Annotated in this window: 14 protein-coding genes and 1 other RNA gene; 13 read left to right on the top strand and 2 right to left on the bottom strand. The window is 66.5% G+C overall.

Annotated features, from left to right (window positions below):
- Positions 1-139: 139 nt before the first annotated feature.
- The 5 genes from petA (at position 140) to JWQ90_RS10355 (ending at position 4,052) form a co-directional block, all read left to right on the top strand.
- The gene (gene petA / locus JWQ90_RS10375) at positions 140-751 is read left to right on the top strand and encodes a ubiquinol-cytochrome c reductase iron-sulfur subunit (protein ID WP_366919492.1); all 612 of its coding nucleotides are present in this window, start codon (positions 140-142) and stop codon (positions 749-751) included.
- A gap of 17 nt (positions 752-768) precedes the next feature.
- Positions 769-2,022 (top strand): cytochrome bc complex cytochrome b subunit, encoded by a 1,254-nt coding sequence (locus JWQ90_RS10370; RefSeq protein WP_299693155.1) that lies wholly within the window; start codon positions 769-771, stop codon positions 2,020-2,022.
- The gene (locus JWQ90_RS10365; RefSeq protein ID WP_299693152.1) at positions 2,019-2,768 is read left to right on the top strand and encodes a cytochrome c1; all 750 of its coding nucleotides are present in this window, start codon (positions 2,019-2,021) and stop codon (positions 2,766-2,768) included. Before JWQ90_RS10370 ends, JWQ90_RS10365 begins: the two co-directional genes overlap by 4 nt.
- Positions 2,769-2,925: 157 nt before the next feature.
- On the top strand, positions 2,926-3,573 hold the full coding sequence (locus JWQ90_RS10360) for a glutathione S-transferase N-terminal domain-containing protein (RefSeq protein WP_299693149.1): 648 nt from the start codon (positions 2,926-2,928) through the stop codon (positions 3,571-3,573).
- Between the two features lie 53 nt (positions 3,574-3,626).
- Positions 3,627-4,052, top strand: a complete 426-nt coding sequence (locus JWQ90_RS10355; RefSeq protein ID WP_299693146.1) for a ClpXP protease specificity-enhancing factor — start codon at positions 3,627-3,629, stop codon at positions 4,050-4,052.
- 110 nt (positions 4,053-4,162) lie between these two features.
- On the opposite strand, the gene JWQ90_RS10350 is transcribed toward JWQ90_RS10355, so the two are convergent.
- Together JWQ90_RS10350 and JWQ90_RS10345 are read right to left on the bottom strand one after the other, a co-directional pair.
- Positions 4,163-4,507: a YraN family protein gene (locus tag JWQ90_RS10350; protein ID WP_299693143.1), complete on the bottom strand. Its 345-nt coding sequence runs from the start codon at positions 4,505-4,507 to the stop codon at positions 4,163-4,165.
- A 7-nt stretch (positions 4,508-4,514) separates the two neighbouring features.
- The gene (locus tag JWQ90_RS10345) at positions 4,515-6,377 is read right to left on the bottom strand and encodes a penicillin-binding protein activator (RefSeq protein ID WP_299693141.1); all 1,863 of its coding nucleotides are present in this window, start codon (positions 6,375-6,377) and stop codon (positions 4,515-4,517) included.
- A gap of 59 nt (positions 6,378-6,436) precedes the next feature.
- On the opposite strand from JWQ90_RS10345, the gene rsmI reads away from it, so the two are divergent.
- The 8 genes from rsmI (at position 6,437) to murF (ending at position 14,691) form a co-directional block, all read left to right on the top strand.
- Positions 6,437-7,339 (top strand): 16S rRNA (cytidine(1402)-2'-O)-methyltransferase, encoded by a 903-nt coding sequence (gene rsmI, locus JWQ90_RS10340; protein WP_299693139.1) that lies wholly within the window; start codon positions 6,437-6,439, stop codon positions 7,337-7,339.
- A 4-nt stretch (positions 7,340-7,343) separates the two neighbouring features.
- An RNA gene (rnpB, locus tag JWQ90_RS10335) (RNase P RNA component class A) lies at positions 7,344-7,733 on the top strand.
- 360 nt (positions 7,734-8,093) lie between these two features.
- Complete coding sequence (locus tag JWQ90_RS10330) at positions 8,094-8,534, top strand: division/cell wall cluster transcriptional repressor MraZ (RefSeq protein WP_299693137.1); 441 nt, start codon at positions 8,094-8,096, stop codon at positions 8,532-8,534.
- Positions 8,535-8,617: 83 nt separating this feature from the next.
- The gene (gene rsmH / locus JWQ90_RS10325) at positions 8,618-9,526 is read left to right on the top strand and encodes a 16S rRNA (cytosine(1402)-N(4))-methyltransferase RsmH (protein ID WP_299693135.1); all 909 of its coding nucleotides are present in this window, start codon (positions 8,618-8,620) and stop codon (positions 9,524-9,526) included.
- 26 nt (positions 9,527-9,552) lie between these two features.
- On the top strand, positions 9,553-9,885 hold the full coding sequence (gene ftsL / locus JWQ90_RS10320) for a cell division protein FtsL (protein ID WP_299693132.1): 333 nt from the start codon (positions 9,553-9,555) through the stop codon (positions 9,883-9,885).
- Entirely contained in the window at positions 9,882-11,750 is a 1,869-nt protein-coding gene (locus JWQ90_RS10315; RefSeq protein ID WP_299693129.1) for a penicillin-binding protein 2, read from the top strand. The genes ftsL and JWQ90_RS10315 overlap by 4 nt, the downstream gene beginning before the upstream one ends.
- Positions 11,747-13,252 (top strand): UDP-N-acetylmuramoyl-L-alanyl-D-glutamate--2,6-diaminopimelate ligase, encoded by a 1,506-nt coding sequence (locus JWQ90_RS10310; protein ID WP_299693126.1) that lies wholly within the window; start codon positions 11,747-11,749, stop codon positions 13,250-13,252. Before JWQ90_RS10315 ends, JWQ90_RS10310 begins: the two co-directional genes overlap by 4 nt.
- On the top strand, positions 13,249-14,691 hold the full coding sequence (gene murF / locus JWQ90_RS10305) for a UDP-N-acetylmuramoyl-tripeptide--D-alanyl-D-alanine ligase (RefSeq protein ID WP_299693124.1): 1,443 nt from the start codon (positions 13,249-13,251) through the stop codon (positions 14,689-14,691). Before JWQ90_RS10310 ends, murF begins: the two co-directional genes overlap by 4 nt.
- Position 14,692: the final 1 nt, after the last annotated feature.

Here is a 14,692-nt window from a genome sequence, read left to right as displayed (position 1 = left end):
CATCCGCCCCTTATAATCCTCAGGCTTCGGGGGGATTGCCCGCTAGCTGCAGGAGTGTGTCTTGCTCCGCGCGCCCGCCGCCACGATGTTTCTACCGAACTCCAGATCTATGGAAAATGCTGCTGCTAGCCCGAAAGGCATGGGCCCCGAAGGCGTGAGCCCGGGTACTGAGGTGGACAAGGGCCGTCGCCGGTTCCTGACCCTCGCCACCACCGGGGTGGGCGCGGTTGGCGCCGGCTTCGTGGTCTGGCCGTTCCTGGCTTCGATGAAGCCCAGCGAGCGCGCCAAGGCGCTCGGTGCTCCGGTGAAGGCCGACATCGCCGGCGTCGAAGACGGCCAGATGCTGACCCTGGCCTGGCGCGGCAAACCGGTGTGGATACTGAAGCGCACGCCCGAGATGATCGCCAGCCTCGACAAGGTCAAGAAGGATCTCGCCGATCCGGATTCCACCGTCGATCAGCAGCCCAAGTATGCGCAGAACGCCACCCGCTCGGTGAAGCCGGGGATCATGGTCCTGGTCGGTTCCTGCACGCATCTGGGTTGCTCGCCGACGTTCCGCCCGGACCATCCGGCGCCTGAGATTCTGCCGGACTGGCAGGGCGGCTATTACTGCCCCTGCCACGGCTCCAAGTTCGATCTCGCAGGCCGCGTCTACAAGGGCGTGCCGGCTCCGATCAATCTGAAAGTGCCTCCGTATCGCTTCGACGGTGAAACCACCCTCGTCATCGGCGAAGACCAGGCCGCGGCATAAGGGAAGACCACAACAACATGGCCATCGTACCCAATCCCTACAAGACCACCGGATTCCTCGGCTGGATCGACGACCGCTTTCCGCTGACCAAGCTGTATCGCGATCATCTGTCGGAGTACTACGCTCCGAAGAACTTCAACTTCTGGTACTACTTCGGCTCGCTGGCGCTGCTGGTGCTGGTCAACCAGCTGATCTCCGGCATCATCCTGGCGATGCATTACAAGCCGAGCTCGGCCGAGGCCTTCGGCAGCGTCGAATACATCATGCGCGACGTGCCCTGGGGCAACGTCATCCGCTACATGCATTCCACCGGCGCGTCGGCGTTCTTCATCGTCGTGTATCTGCACATGTACCGGGGCCTCATTTACGGCTCGTACAAGAAGCCGCGCGAACTGATCTGGGTATTCGGCTGCCTGATCTTCCTGGTGCTGATGGCCGAAGGCTTCTGCGGCTACGTGCTGCCCTGGGGCCAGATGTCGTACTGGGGCGCGCAGGTGATCATCTCGCTGTTCGGCACGATCCCGTTCATCGGCCCGGACATCGTCGTCTGGGTGCAGGGCGATTACATCCCCTCGGATGCGACGCTCAACCGCCTGTTCTCGCTGCACATCGTGGCGCTGCCGTTCGTGCTGGTCGGTCTGGTGGTTGCGCATCTGATCGCGCTGCATGAAGTCGGCTCCAACAACCCCGACGGCGTCGAGATCAAGAAGCACAAGGACCCGGTCACGCATATCCCGCTCGACGGCATCGGCTTCCATCCGTACTACACGGTCAAGGATCTGGTCGGCGTCGCGGTGTTCCTGATCATCTTCGTCGGCGTGATCTGCTTTGCGCCCGACGGCGGCGGTTATCTGCTGGAGAAGCCGAACTTCCAGGAGGCCAATCCGATGGTCACGCCGGAGCACATCACGCCGGCCTGGTACTTCGGCAGCTTCTACGCGATGTTGCGCGCCACGCCGTCGATGTTCGCCTCGGCGCTGCCGGGCGTGATCGTGATGTTCGGCGCAGTGCTGATCCTGTTCCTGCTGCCCTGGCTGGACCGCAATCCGGTCAAGTCGATCCGCTACAAGGGCAACCTGACCAAGCTGCTGACGCTGATCTTCGCGATCGACTTCGTGATGCTGAACTACCTCGGCATGCAGCCGACGAGCCCGACCTACACGCTGATGTCGCGTATCGGCACGGTCTACTACTTCGGCTTCTTCTTCAGCCTGCTGTTTATTCATAACTTCGAAACATCCAAGCCGGTTCCGGAAAGGGTGACGGGATGATGCGCGCACATAAACTCCTGCTCGCCATCGCGGGCCTGATGCTGTCGGGCAGTGCCGTGGCCGCAGGGCACCCGTTGCCTTACGAGTACCGGGCGGACACCTCCAACCTGGCGTCGATGCAGCGCGGCGCGCGTGATTTCATGGCGTACTGCTCCGGCTGCCATTCGATGAAGTACCTGCGCTACAACCGTATCGGCGCGGATCTGCAGATTCCGGAAGACCTGCTGAAGAGCAACCTGATGTTCACGTCGGCCAAGGTCGGCGATCAGATCCACTCGGCGATGCCGGCGGACGCATCCAAAGCCTGGTTCGGCCAGACGCCGCCCGACCTGACGCTGGAAACCCGCGCGCGTGGCCAGTCCTGGGTCTACAGCTATCTGCGCACGTTCTACGTCGACGGCACGCGGCCGATGGGCGTCAACAACCTGGTGCTGCCGGGTGCGTCGATGCCGCATGTGCTGTGGGAGTTGCAGGGCTGGCAGGTCAAGGAAGAAGCGCCCGAAGGCGCCGCCGAGCATGAGGGCGAGCATCACGGCGTTCCGCTGAAGCTGGTGCAACCGGGCAGCCTGTCGCCGGACGAGTACGAGAAGTTCGTCGGCGACATCGTCAACTTCATGAGCTACGCGGCCGAGCCCGGCAAGAGCGTGCGCATGGGGGTTGGTCCCAAGGCGATGGTGTATCTGCTGCTGCTGCTGGTGCTGTGCTACCTGCTGAAGAAAGAGTTCTGGCGCGATATCAAGCACTGATGGATAGCTGATCGATCGCTGATCGCTGCGCCGTTCTCGACGCCGCCCGGGCTCGCCCTGGCGGCGTTTTTTTTGTGGGCTTTGCATCGGCTGCAATGCGGGCCGCAATAGGCGCTGATCGACTTTTGACCGTCGGACGCCGTAGAGTCCTAGGTCTATGTCACTGCGCGCCAAAACCAAATACGTCCAGCCGACCAAGCCGGCGCCGAATGCCGGCATCACCTTGTACTGCAGCAGCGATGCGGTGACCTGCCTGTGGGTGCGCCTGGTACTGGCGGAGAAGGATGTCGAAGGTGCGCGCTTCGAACTGCAGAAGCCCGGCCGCATCAGCGAAGACCTGCTGCTGCTGAATCCTTCGCAGACGCTGCCGACCCTGGCCGACCGCGAAACCGTGATCTATCCGGCGCGAGTGATCGCCGAATATCTGGACGAGCGCTACCCGCATCCGCCGATGATGCCCTCGGAGCCCTCGCATCGCGCGCGGCTGCGCATGGCGCTGGACCGGCTCGAGCAGGACTACTTCACGCAACTGCAGTTGATCGAGACCGGCACGCCGGCGGTTGCCAGGGGCGCGCGCAAGCGGCTCGCGGACATGATCGCGTCGAGTTCGCCGCTGTTCCCGGCGCGCGGTGGCTGGTTCCTGGGGCTGGAGCATTCGATCGTCGACAGTGCCTGGACCGCGCTGTTCTGGCGCATCGCCGAGCTGAAACTAGATCTGCCGCCGGCCGCCGACCCGGTGCGCCGCTACGCGCAGCGCGCCTTCGCGCGGACCTCGTTCCAGCGCGTGGTGCCGGCCAGGCGCTAACGGTCTACACTGCAATAACCGCCGTTATCCGGCCGTTTCAGCCTATTTTGCTCATGCCGTCATCCCGTTCCCGCCGCCCCTATCTGATCCGCGCCATCTACGACTGGGCGACGGACAACGGCTATACGCCGCATCTGCTGGTCGCTGCCGACTACGAGGGCGTGGTGGTGCCGCGCGAGTTCGTGCAGGAGGGCCGGATCACGCTCAACGTCAGCGGCATGGCGGTTCAGGCGCTGGACATGAGCAGCGATCCGATCTGGTTCTCGGCGCGTTTCTCCGGCCGCTCCTTTGACGTGCAGGTTCCCAGCGGCGCGGTGCTCGCGGTGTTCGCGCGCGAGAACGGCGAGGGCATCGTATTCGGTGAAGTCGAGCCGCCGACGCCGCCGGACGGCAAGCCGAAAAGTGACGGCAACGACGGCGCGCCGAAGACGCCGCCGCCGCGGCCGAGCGGGCGGCCGAATCTGCGGGTGGTGAAGTAGCTGCGGGGCTTCAATCGCGGTCAAGGACCGCTCCTACAGGACTTTTACGAACCTGCAATCCGCGACTGTAGGAGCGGTCCTTGACCGCGATTGCGAACTGCAACGCGATCTCAACCCTCGGCGTCGAACGCCGCGCGTATCCACTCGATCTTGTCGTCGGCATCCAGCGTGACGACATCGAAACGCATCGCCAGCTTCGCCAGATCCGCGCGTTGTGCCAGCAGCCAGCGTGCCGCCAGAACGATGCGCGCGCGCTTGCGCGCATCCACCGATTCCGCCGCCGTGCCGTAGCGCGTGCTGCTGCGCTTGCGCACTTCGACGACGATCAGCGCCTTGGCGTCGCGCATCACCAGATCGATTTCGCCGCCGCGCGCGCGGTAATTGCGCAATACCAGTTTCAGACCCTGCTTCTGCAGGTAGGCCAGAGCCAGATCCTCGGCGTCAGCGCCTTTCACCGGCTTATCAGGGCTGCGCCGCCGGCGGCGGTGCGAGTGCCTGCGACAGCGCCGAGTTCGGCGCCGCGCAGCTCAGTTCGCGGCTGACGCGGCCGTCGTTGGCGACGCGCAGCTTGCCGCTGGCGCCATCGATCAGCACTTCGGTCTGCAGCCGGCGCTCGCGCAGCCTGCCGGCCAGGCGCCAGGCGTCTCCGCCGAGTGCGACCAGGCGCGGATAGCTGCGCATCACATCGGGAATCTGCGTGATCGCGGCATTGCGCGGCGCGATCCACACGCCGCTGGTGTCGAGCATCCACGGCATGTCGCAGACGCGCATGTTCGGCCAGTCGATGCCGCGGCCCTCGAAGATCAGCGACGTCGAATAGATCGGCAAACCACCGGCGCGGAAGAAGCGCAGCTGCGGCAGGATCACGCGCGCGTCGTTGGGCTTGGCCGCCAGGAACACGAAGTCGACATCGCCGCGGCGGCGGCCGTCGAACTCGGTGTCCTTGCCGAGCACCGCGGTCAGTGCCTTGTGCCGGTTCTCGCTGGCTTCCAGTCCGAGCAGGCGCTTGATCATTTTCGACGGATCGTTGGTGCCGGATTCGAACGTGTCGCTGCCGGCGACCTGGCCGCCGAGTTCGTGCAGGCGCGCGCCGAAGGCCGCGAACACGCGGCGTCCCCAGTCGCTCGCCGGCACCAGCGCAATCGCGCGGCGCTGATTCTGCGCGACGGCCTGTTCCGCCGCGGCGCGCGCCTCGTCTTCCGGCGCCAGGCCGAACTGCAGGAAATTACCCGGAGCGATCGCGTTCTCATCGAGCGCATTCAGTGCGATCACCGGTACCGGCGGCGTACCGAGCCGCGCGATCGCGGCGACGGCTTCGCGCTGCAGCGGGCCGACGACCACAGCGGCGCCGTCGGCCAGCGCGTTCTGATACGCAACCAGCGCCTGGTCGGCACTGGCGCCGGAGTCGTAGACCCGCACATCGGTGGCAGACGCACCGGCCGCGCCGAGAAAACCGGCGCGCACCGCTTCCCCGGTCGCCGCGAACGGACCGGTCAGCGGCAGCAGCAGCGCATAGCCGCGGCCACCACCGCTGCTGGCGAACGGCGCCGAAACGGCCGAAACCGTGGAAACCGCCGGCGCCGCGACGAAGCCCGGCACTGCCGGCATCGGCGACATCGAGGGCGACATCGTCATCGTGCTGCCGGGCCGGCCGATGGCCGGCGCGGTGGACTGCGCACGCGCCAGTGCCGCTTCGCGCGCGGCAGCCGGATGCTGCGGATACCGCGCCGCCCAGCTGTCGTAGCGCGCCGCTGCGCCGAGCTGGCGCTGCCAGGCCAGGTCCAGCCAGCCGCGGGTGATCTCGTCCTGCACCGCGATGCGCGGTGGATCGTCCTTGCTCAGCGGCGTGCGCAGCAGACCCTGCCAGATCATTTCACGGTTGTCGGTGAGCGCTTCGCTGTCGTCCTGCAGATAACGCTCGCGCAGCACCAGCGAGCGCGTCGCCGCAACCGGATCGCCGAGCTGGAACAGCGCGCTGCCTCGCAGCTCTTCGATGCGCTCGGCATACAGCGGCACGTGGTCCGATCCGCTGGGCAAGGCCTGCAGCGCCGCCATCGGCAGGCCGCGCTTCAGCGAGATCGACGAGCGCAGGATCTGCGCGCGCGCGATCTGCGGCAGCGCCAGTGAGGCCGGCGGGATGCGGCTCAGCAGATACTCGGCCCTGCGGTCGTCGCCGACATTCATCGCCGCTTCGGCTGCGGCCAGCGTCTGCTCGCCCGAGCGTTCGGGCTCGGCGGCGCGTGCGCCGGCGGCCAGCCAGAACGCGCAAAAAAGGGTGGCCCAGAAGCGGGGAAGGAGCAGGGTCGAGTGGATGCGCGGCGGCATCGTTAAAGTATGACATGCGACCCGCCCGCCTTCCCCCTTGACTGCAGACCGCGATCCCTATGAGCGAGACCTTCCGCAGCGACGAGCATCCGGACGCACAGTCCGCGGTCGCCGGGCATCTGTACGTGGTGGCCACGCCGATCGGCAATCTTGCCGACTTGTCGCCGCGCGGCCAGACGATATTGCGCAGCGTCGATCGGATCTGCGCCGAGGACACGCGCAACACCGGCATGCTGTTGTCGCATTTCGGTATCAGCAAGCCGCTGACCGCGCTGCACGAGCACAACGAAGCCGGCCTGGTGTCGAGCCTGATCGAGATGCTGCAGGCCGGCCGCAGTCTTGCGGTGGTGTCGGACGCCGGCACGCCGCTGATCTCGGATCCGGGCTTCGCGCTGGTGCGCGCCGCGCGCGCCGCGGATCTGCCGGTGATCACCGTGCCCGGGCCGTGCGCCGCCATTGCTGCGCTGTCGATCGCCGGCATTCCCAGCGATGCTTTCAGTTTCGTCGGGTTCCTGCCGTCCAAGGCCAGTCAGCGCCGCGAGCGCCTGCGCGAACTCGGCACGCAGTCCAATACGCTGATCGTCTATGAATCCAGCCATCGCATCGCCGATTGTCTCGACGATCTGGCGAGCGTGCTCGGCCCGACTCGGCGGGTATGCCTGGCGCGCGAGCTGACCAAGCGTTTCGAGCAGAGCGTGGTGATGCCGGCCGTCGAACTGGTGGCATGGCTTGCCGCCGACAGCAACCGCACGCGCGGCGAATTCGTGCTGGTGATCGAAGGCGCGCCTGCGGCCGGTGTCGGCCGGGCCGAGCACGAGCGCCTGCTGCGGGTGTTGCTCAAAGAGTTGTCGCCGAGCAAGGCCGCCAAGCTTGCCGCCGAACTCAGCGGTGGCCGCAAGAGCGAGTTGTATGCATTGGCGTTGGAAATCAACGGCGGTGACGGGGTGGCCGGCGTAGAATAGCCGCCGAGTCGGCCGAACAACCGCCGCCATGCTCGCATGGGGGAGGAAAGTCCGGGCTCCACAGGACAGAACGCCAGGTAACGCCTGGGAGGCGCGAGCCTACGGCCAGTGCAACAGAAAGCAAACCGCCGATGGCCTCAGCAATGAGGATCAGGTAAGGGTGAAACGGTGCGGTAAGAGCGCACCGCGAGTCCAGCAATGGACCGGCACGGTAAACCCCGTTCGGAGCAAGGCCAAATAGGGTGGGATGCGGCGAGCAATCGACCGCGACGCGTGGTCCGCGCGCTCACCGGGTAGGCTGCTGGAGCCCTGTGGTGACGCAGGGCCTAGAGGAATGGTTGTTGCGGGGTCGCAAGGCCCCAGACAGAACCCGGCTTACAGGCCGACTCGTTTTATTTGTTCCGCCCTGCGCCATGCCGCAGGGCACTTTCCCGCGTAGGTTGGGGTGAGCGAAGCGAACCCCAACACTCGTCGCGGCGTTGATGTTGGGGTTCGCTTCGCTCACCCCAACCTACACGGCGTCAATCCCCACTTTAAGAAGATCAGCTAAGTGGCTGTTTCTTCGTCAATATCTTACTGAATCCCCGCTGAAGCTTAACTCCTTGTTTCATTTACTGTTTCGGTTGCGCGGCTGAATCCCGTGGCATATAGTGGTGCGTAGTGGGGCGAAGTGGGGCATAGAACGGACTCTGTGTTCTCTGCGGTTCGTCTCTTCGGACGGGTGAGCCATCGAAGGCTCAAAGCGAGTGCGCGGGTGTTCTCAGGCTGGTATGCCGTTTCTCTGGACGACAAGGGCCGCATTGCGGTCCCGGCGTCGTTTCGGCATACCTTGGCCAAAACCGAGGGTGGACCGCTGTACCTGACGCCGTTTTCGCATGACGACAAACCGCATCTGGAAGTGTTCCCTGCCGCCGAATTCGCCAAGCTCGCCGAGCAGATCCAGGCGATCGAAGACACCGACCAGGCCGAGTTGCTAAAGCAGGAAATCTTCGGCCGCTCGGTTCAGGTGGAGCTCGACGGCCAGGGCCGCATCGTGCTGCCGCAGTGGCTGCGCGATGAGGCCGGGCTGGCCAATGGCCGCGTCGTCGTCGAGGGCCAGATCAGCCGTTTCGATATCTGGGACGAGTCGCGCTACCAGGCGCGTCGTGCCGAGCCTGAACGCCTGAAGCAGGCGCTCAAGCTGATCAAGCGTTAATGGTCGGGTGATCGTCCTTGCGCACCATCCACCATTCAGCCGCGCCGTCGCGCGGCGCCACCTCGCTGCATTCTGAAGACGCCGTGACCGACTCGCACCGCCCGGTGATGCTCGAAGAATCCCTGGCCGGGCTATCGGTGCGGGCCATGCCCGATGCGATTTATGTCGATGGCACCTTCGGCCGCGGTGGTCACAGCGCGGCGATCCTCGACGTGCTCGGCGCGCAGGGCTTTCTGCATGCGATGGATCAGGATCCGGACGCGGTCACGGCTGCGAAACTGCGCTTCGGCGAGCGCGGCAACTTTCGCATTCATCACCGCAATTTCGGCGAGCTCGGCGAGCTCGCGCGCGACTGCGGCATGGTCGGCCAGATCAGCGGCATCCTGCTCGATCTCGGCGTCTCATCGCCGCAGTTCGACGATGCCGAGCGCGGCTTTTCGTTCCTGCGCGACGGCCCGCTCGACATGCGCATGGACCCGAGTTCCGGCGAGCCGGCGTCGGCCTGGATCAACCGCGCCGACGCTGAGGAAATCGCCGATGTGCTGTATCAGTACGGCGAAGAGCGCCTGAGCCGGCGCATCGCGCGCCGCATTGTCGAGGCGCGCATTGAAACCCCGATCCTGCGCACCACGCAGCTCGCGGACATCATCTCGCGGGCGATGTCCGGCCCGCGCCAGAAAATCCATCCTGCAACGCGCAGCTTCCAGGCGATCCGCATCTTCATCAATCGCGAACTCGACGTGCTGCCGCGGGCTTTGCAGTCGGCCGCCGAAGTGCTGGCGCCGGGCGGGCGTCTGGCAGTGATCAGCTTCCATTCGCTGGAAGACCGCATCGTCAAGCGCTTCATGCGCGATGCGCGCGGCACCGGCCCGGACGACGCGAAAAAAGCCGAGCTGAAGCGGGTTTCGCGTGCATTCCCCAGCGATGCCGAGTGCGCGATCAATCCGCGTGCGCGCAGCGCGGTATTGCGCGTCGCCGAGCGCGTGTCCTGAACGCGATCCGCAAAACCAGCACGCGCATGCCGTCGCCGGTATCGGGCAACAGCCTGACCGTGCCACTGCTGCTGGCGCTCGCGAGCATCCTGCTGGCGCTGGGCGTGGTTTACGTTAAACATCAGAATCGTCTGCTGACCACCGAGGTCGAGCGCCTGCGCACCGAGCGCGACCGGCTCGACATGGAAGGCTCGCAGCTGCAGCTCGAAGAAGCGGCGCTGGCGCATCACGCCCGCATCGAGACCTTGGCGCGCGACCAGCTCGGCATGTCCGAGCCGCGCGACTACGTCGTCGTCGAGCAGCCGAAGAAAACGCTGGCCGCGCCGCTGGATGCATCGCCCGACAAGAGGCCGCGATGAGAAGCACGCGCCCGCAGGCTGCTGCTCGCTCGAACCTGCCGGCCAACAAGGTGCAGCCGGTTGCTGCTTGGCGCCGCTGGTTGGTGATCGGCATGCTCGGGCTCGGTGCGACTGCGGTGTTCGGCCGCGCCTTCCAGCTGCAGATCGTCGAGAACGATTTCCTGTCGAAAGAGGGCAGCAAGCGCCACGTGCGCACCGTCGTGCTCGAAGGCCATCGTGGCGCGATCCGCGATCGCCGCGGCGAGCCGCTGGCCTTGTCGGCGCCGGTGGATTCGCTGTGGACCGTGCCCAACGAATTGCTGGCCGCACCGGAATACCTGCCGGCGATCGCGCAGATGCTCGGGCTGAAGCCGCGCGATCTGACGAAATATCTGCAGGACCGCAGCAGCAAACAGTTCGTGTATCTGCAGCGGCAGATGAACCCGGACGACGCCAAGCGGGTGATGGCGATCAAGGCACCGGGTGTGTTCTCGCAGCGCGAATATCGCCGCTACTACCCGGCCGGCGAAGTCGCCGGCCAGCTGGTCGGCTTCACCAATATGGACGGCCGCGGCCAGGAAGGCATGGAGGCGGCGCGCGACACGCTGCTGACCGGCATACCCGGATCGCGCCGCGTGATTCGCGATGCGCGCGGCCGCATCGTCGAGGACACCGAGGATGCCAAGCCCGCGCAGCCCGGCCAGGATCTGAACCTGACCATCGATCTGCGGCTGCAGTATCTGGCGTATCGCGAGCTGAAGAATGCAGTCTCCAAGTTCAAGGCGAAAGGCGGGCTGGTGGTCATCGCCGACGCGCAGAGCGGCGAGATCCTGGCGATGGCCAGCCAGCCCGGTTTCAACCCGAACAACCCGGAAGAGCGCAAGCCCGGCGCGGTTCGCAACCGCGCGATCATCGATACCTTCGAGCCCGGCTCGACGGTCAAGCCGCTGCTGGTCGCGCAGGCGCTGGAGATGGGCGCGGTCACCGCGAACACGCATATCGACACCGGCCCGGGCTGGTGGAAAGTCGGTGCGCTGACGGTGCGCGACGTGCATCCGCACGGCGACATGGATCTGGGCATGATCCTGACCAAGTCGTCCAATGTCGGCGCGGCCAAGATCGGCCTGCAGATCGGGCCTGAAGCGGTGTGGTCGGGCTATCAGAAATTCGGCTTCGGCGAGGCGGTGCATTCCGGCTTCCCGGGCGAAGCCTCGTCGACGCTGCGCAACTGGAACGAATGGGGCCAGATCGCGACCGCGACCGCGTCGTATGGCTACGGCCTGTCGCTGACCGCGCTGCATCTGGTGCGCGCCTACGCCGGCCTGGCCAACGACGGCCTGATGCCGCAGCTGCGTCTGGTCAACGACGCCGCGCCGCAGCCGCCGCAGCGCACGGTGTCGGCGGCGACCGCGCAGGAAGTGCGCCGCCTGATGCAGGGCGTGGTGTCGCGTGAAGGCACCGCGATCCGCGCCGCGATTCCGGGTTATCGCATCGCCGGCAAGACCGGCACTGCGCACAAGGTCGCCGACACCGGCGGCTATGCGGCGAACCGCTATCAATCCCTGTTCATCGGTATGGTCCCGGCCGAGCATCCGCGCCTGGTTGGCCTGGTGCTGATCGACGAGCCCTCAGCCGACGAAGGCTATTACGGCGGCGTCGTTTCGGCGCCGGTGTTCTCGACGGTGATGCAGGGCGGTTTGCGCCTGCTGCAGATTGCGCCGGACGAACCTGGCCCGCTGATGCCGCAGCTGCCGCCGTCACCAACGCCGGTGGTGCCGCTGCCGTCGACGACGCAGCCGCAGCATACGGTTGCACTGGGCTCGGGCGGTTCAACGTCGAGCGCAACCGGTCCGAAAGTGCTGGCCCGTATCGGAGGTGCGCCGTGAGCGCGCGCCGTCCGGCTTCGCTGTCGCGGCTGTTCGCGGGCCTGGGCGCGGCGGCGCCCGATCTGGAAGTCACCGGCCTGGCGCTGGACTCGCGCCGTGTCGCGATCGGCGACCTGTTCCTCGCGGCGCGCGGCAGCGCCGCGCATGGCCTGAGCCATCTCGATCAGGCGATCGAACGCGGCGCCGCTGCGGTGGCCTGGGAGCCGGCGCCTGGCATCAGTGCGCCGCACAGCGCGATCCCGGAATTCGCGGTGCCGCGGTTGCTGCAGAACATCGGCATCGTCGCGTCGCGCTTCTATGGCGAGCCGTCGAAAAAAGCCTTCGTTTTCGGCGTCACCGGCACCGACGGCAAGACCTCGACCGCGCATCTGGTTGCGCAGGCTTTCGAGCGGATCTCGCGTCCCTGCGCCTATTTCGGCACGATCGGCTACGGCCGGATCTCGGCGCTGGCCGATGCCAGCCATACGACACCCGATCCGGTCTCGCTGCAGGCCTGGCTCGCCAGCAGCGTCGAGCAGGGCTGCACTGCGGTCTCGATGGAAGTGTCTTCGCATGCGCTCGATCAGAACCGGGTTGGCGGCGTGGAGTTCGATGCGGTCGCGCTGACCAATGTGCAGCGCGACCATCTCGACTACCACGGTACGCAGGAGCGCTACGCGGCGGCTAAGCGCCGGCTGTTCGAAGCGGACGATGCGCGCGCGCTGATTCTGAATCGCGACGACGGCTTCGGCCTGCAGTGGATCGCCGACCTCGATGCCACCGATGCGCGTGCGCGCGTCATCGCCTACGGTCTCGACGGCGAGGCCGCGAACACACCGCGCTGGGTCATCGGCCGCGAACTGCGGCTGCATGGCGCCGGTCTGTCGATGACGCTGGACACGCATCAGGGCCGCGCCCGGCTGGAAGCGAAATTGCTCGGACGTTTCAATGCCTACAACCTGATGGCCGCCGCCGCCGTGCTGCTGTCGGCCGGTGTTTCGCTGGCGGACACGGTGCAGGCTCTGGCCCAGACGCACACCGTGCCGGGCCGCATCGAAGGCTTCCGCGGACCCAAGGCCGCGCCGCTGGTGGTCGTCGACTACGCGCATACGCCGCAGGCACTGGAGCAGATTCTGAAAGCGCTGCGCGCGCATGCCGCGGGCAAGCTCTGGTGCGTGTTCGGCTGCGGCGGCGATCGCGATCGCGGCAAGCGTCCGCTGATGGGCGCGGCCGCGGCGGCGCAGGCGGATAGGCTGGTGGTGACCGACGACAATCCGCGCAGCGAATCGCCTGAAGCGATCACCGATGAGATCCTGCAGGGCATCCCGGCGCAAATCGAATATCGCGTGATTCACGATCGTGCCGCCGCGATTCGCGCGGCGATCTTTGAGGCGGCGGCCGACGATGTTGTCGTCATCGCCGGCAAGGGCCACGAGGACTATCAGATTGTCGGTGCCGAGCGCCGCTCGTTTTCCGATCGCGCCTTTGTGGCAGAACTGGTCGGCGACCAGGTGCGCGCATGAGTGCCCCGGTCATGGTCACGCCGATGGAAGCGCTGTCGCGCGCGGCGCAGCGCATCTCCGCCGAATTCGTCGGCACCGACGCCGTGTTCAACCGCGTGATCAGCGACACGCGCCAGCTGCAGCGCGGCGATCTGTTCGTCGCGCTGGTCGGCGAGCACCACGACGGCCACGACTTCCTGCGTCGCGCCGCCAGCCTGGGCGCGGCCGGCGCGCTGGTGTCCAGGCGCATCGACACCGAGCTGCCGCAGATCCTGGTGCCGGATACCTTGCGCGGCCTGCAGGACTACGCACGCGCCTGGCGCAGCACGTTCAGCGCGCCGCTGATCGGCGTGACCGGCAGCAATGGCAAGACCACGACCAAGCAGCTGCTGGCCGCGGTGCTCGCGGCGCGCGGGCCGGTGCTGGCGACCGAAGGCAATCTGAACAATCACATCGGCGTGCCGCTGACGCTAGCGCGGCTGCGCGCCGAGCATCGCAGCGCGGTGATCGAGATGGGCGCCAATCATCCGCACGAGATCGCGCAGCTGGCCTCGCTGGCGCGGCCGGATATCGGCATCGTGACGCAAGCCGGCGACGCGCACCTCGAAGGCTTCGGTACGCGCGAAGGTGTCGCGCGCAGCAAGGGCGAACTGTTCACCGCCCTGGGCGCACGCGGCACCGCGGTGATCAATGCCGACGATGCCTACGCTGCGCTGTGGCGCGATCTGGCCGGCCTTGCGCGCAAGCTGACGTTCGGTTTTGCTGCCGGTGCCGACGTGCGCGCCGAGAATGTTCAGAGCTTCACACTGGCCGGCGGCCGTAGCGGCTCGCGCTTCATGCTGATCACGCCTAGCGGCCGCGCCGAAGTCGAGCTGCCGCTGCCGGGCCGCCACAACATCGCCAATGCGCTCGCTGCTGCGGCTTGCGGTGTTGCGCTCGACATGGACGCGGCGGACATCGCCGCAGGCCTTGGGAAAGTGCAGGGTGCCGCTGGCCGAGTCGACTGGAAAACCACGCTGCAGGGCGCGCGCCTGATCGACGACAGCTACAACGCCAATCCGACTTCGCTGCGCGCCGGCCTGGAGCTGCTGGCCGCGCAAAAAGGCCGGCGCTGGGCCGTGCTCGGCGGCATGGCGGAACTCGGGCCGACGGCGCCGGAACTGCATGAAGCCGCCGGCCGCGCCGCGCGCGATCTCGGCATCGATCGCCTGTACGCACAGGGCGCGCTGGCGGCGCACTACGCGCGCGGCTACGGCAGCGGCGCGAAGATCTTCGACGACACCGCGGCGTTGATCGCGGCGATCGAGCATGACCTGAAGCATGAGCTCAAGCAGGACTTAAAAAAAGAGCCGGCGGCCGACGTCACGCTGCTGGTTAAGGGATCGCGCTCGGCGCGCATGGATGCCGTGGTTCAGGCGCTGGTCGGCACCGACCCGGCCAACAATAGGGAGCCGTACTAAA

This window comes from Hydrocarboniphaga sp., from assembly GCF_028291725.1.
Classification (GTDB): Bacteria; Pseudomonadota; Gammaproteobacteria; order Nevskiales; family Nevskiaceae; genus Hydrocarboniphaga.
The sequence above is the reverse complement of the archived record's forward strand: the minus strand, read 5'-3'. Positions and strand labels throughout refer to the sequence as shown.

Excerpts from the sequence above, each read along its gene's own strand:
- JWQ90_RS10360 (WP_299693149.1), top strand. The coding sequence starts at position 2,926 with ATGTCACTGCGCGCCAAAACCAAATACGTCCAGCCGACCAAGCCGGCG.
- rsmI (WP_299693139.1), top strand. The coding sequence starts at position 6,437 with ATGAGCGAGACCTTCCGCAGCGACGAGCATCCGGACGCACAGTCCGCG.
- petA (WP_366919492.1), top strand. The coding sequence starts at position 140 with ATGGGCCCCGAAGGCGTGAGCCCGGGTACTGAGGTGGACAAGGGCCGT.
- JWQ90_RS10370 (WP_299693155.1), top strand. The coding sequence starts at position 769 with ATGGCCATCGTACCCAATCCCTACAAGACCACCGGATTCCTCGGCTGG.
- ftsL (WP_299693132.1), top strand. The coding sequence starts at position 9,553 with ATGCCGTCGCCGGTATCGGGCAACAGCCTGACCGTGCCACTGCTGCTG.
- JWQ90_RS10345 (WP_299693141.1), bottom strand. The coding sequence starts at position 6,377 with ATGCCGCCGCGCATCCACTCGACCCTGCTCCTTCCCCGCTTCTGGGCC.
- JWQ90_RS10355 (WP_299693146.1), top strand. The coding sequence starts at position 3,627 with ATGCCGTCATCCCGTTCCCGCCGCCCCTATCTGATCCGCGCCATCTAC.
- JWQ90_RS10365 (WP_299693152.1), top strand. The coding sequence starts at position 2,019 with ATGATGCGCGCACATAAACTCCTGCTCGCCATCGCGGGCCTGATGCTG.
- JWQ90_RS10315 (WP_299693129.1), top strand. The coding sequence starts at position 9,882 with ATGAGAAGCACGCGCCCGCAGGCTGCTGCTCGCTCGAACCTGCCGGCC.
- murF (WP_299693124.1), top strand. The coding sequence starts at position 13,249 with ATGAGTGCCCCGGTCATGGTCACGCCGATGGAAGCGCTGTCGCGCGCG.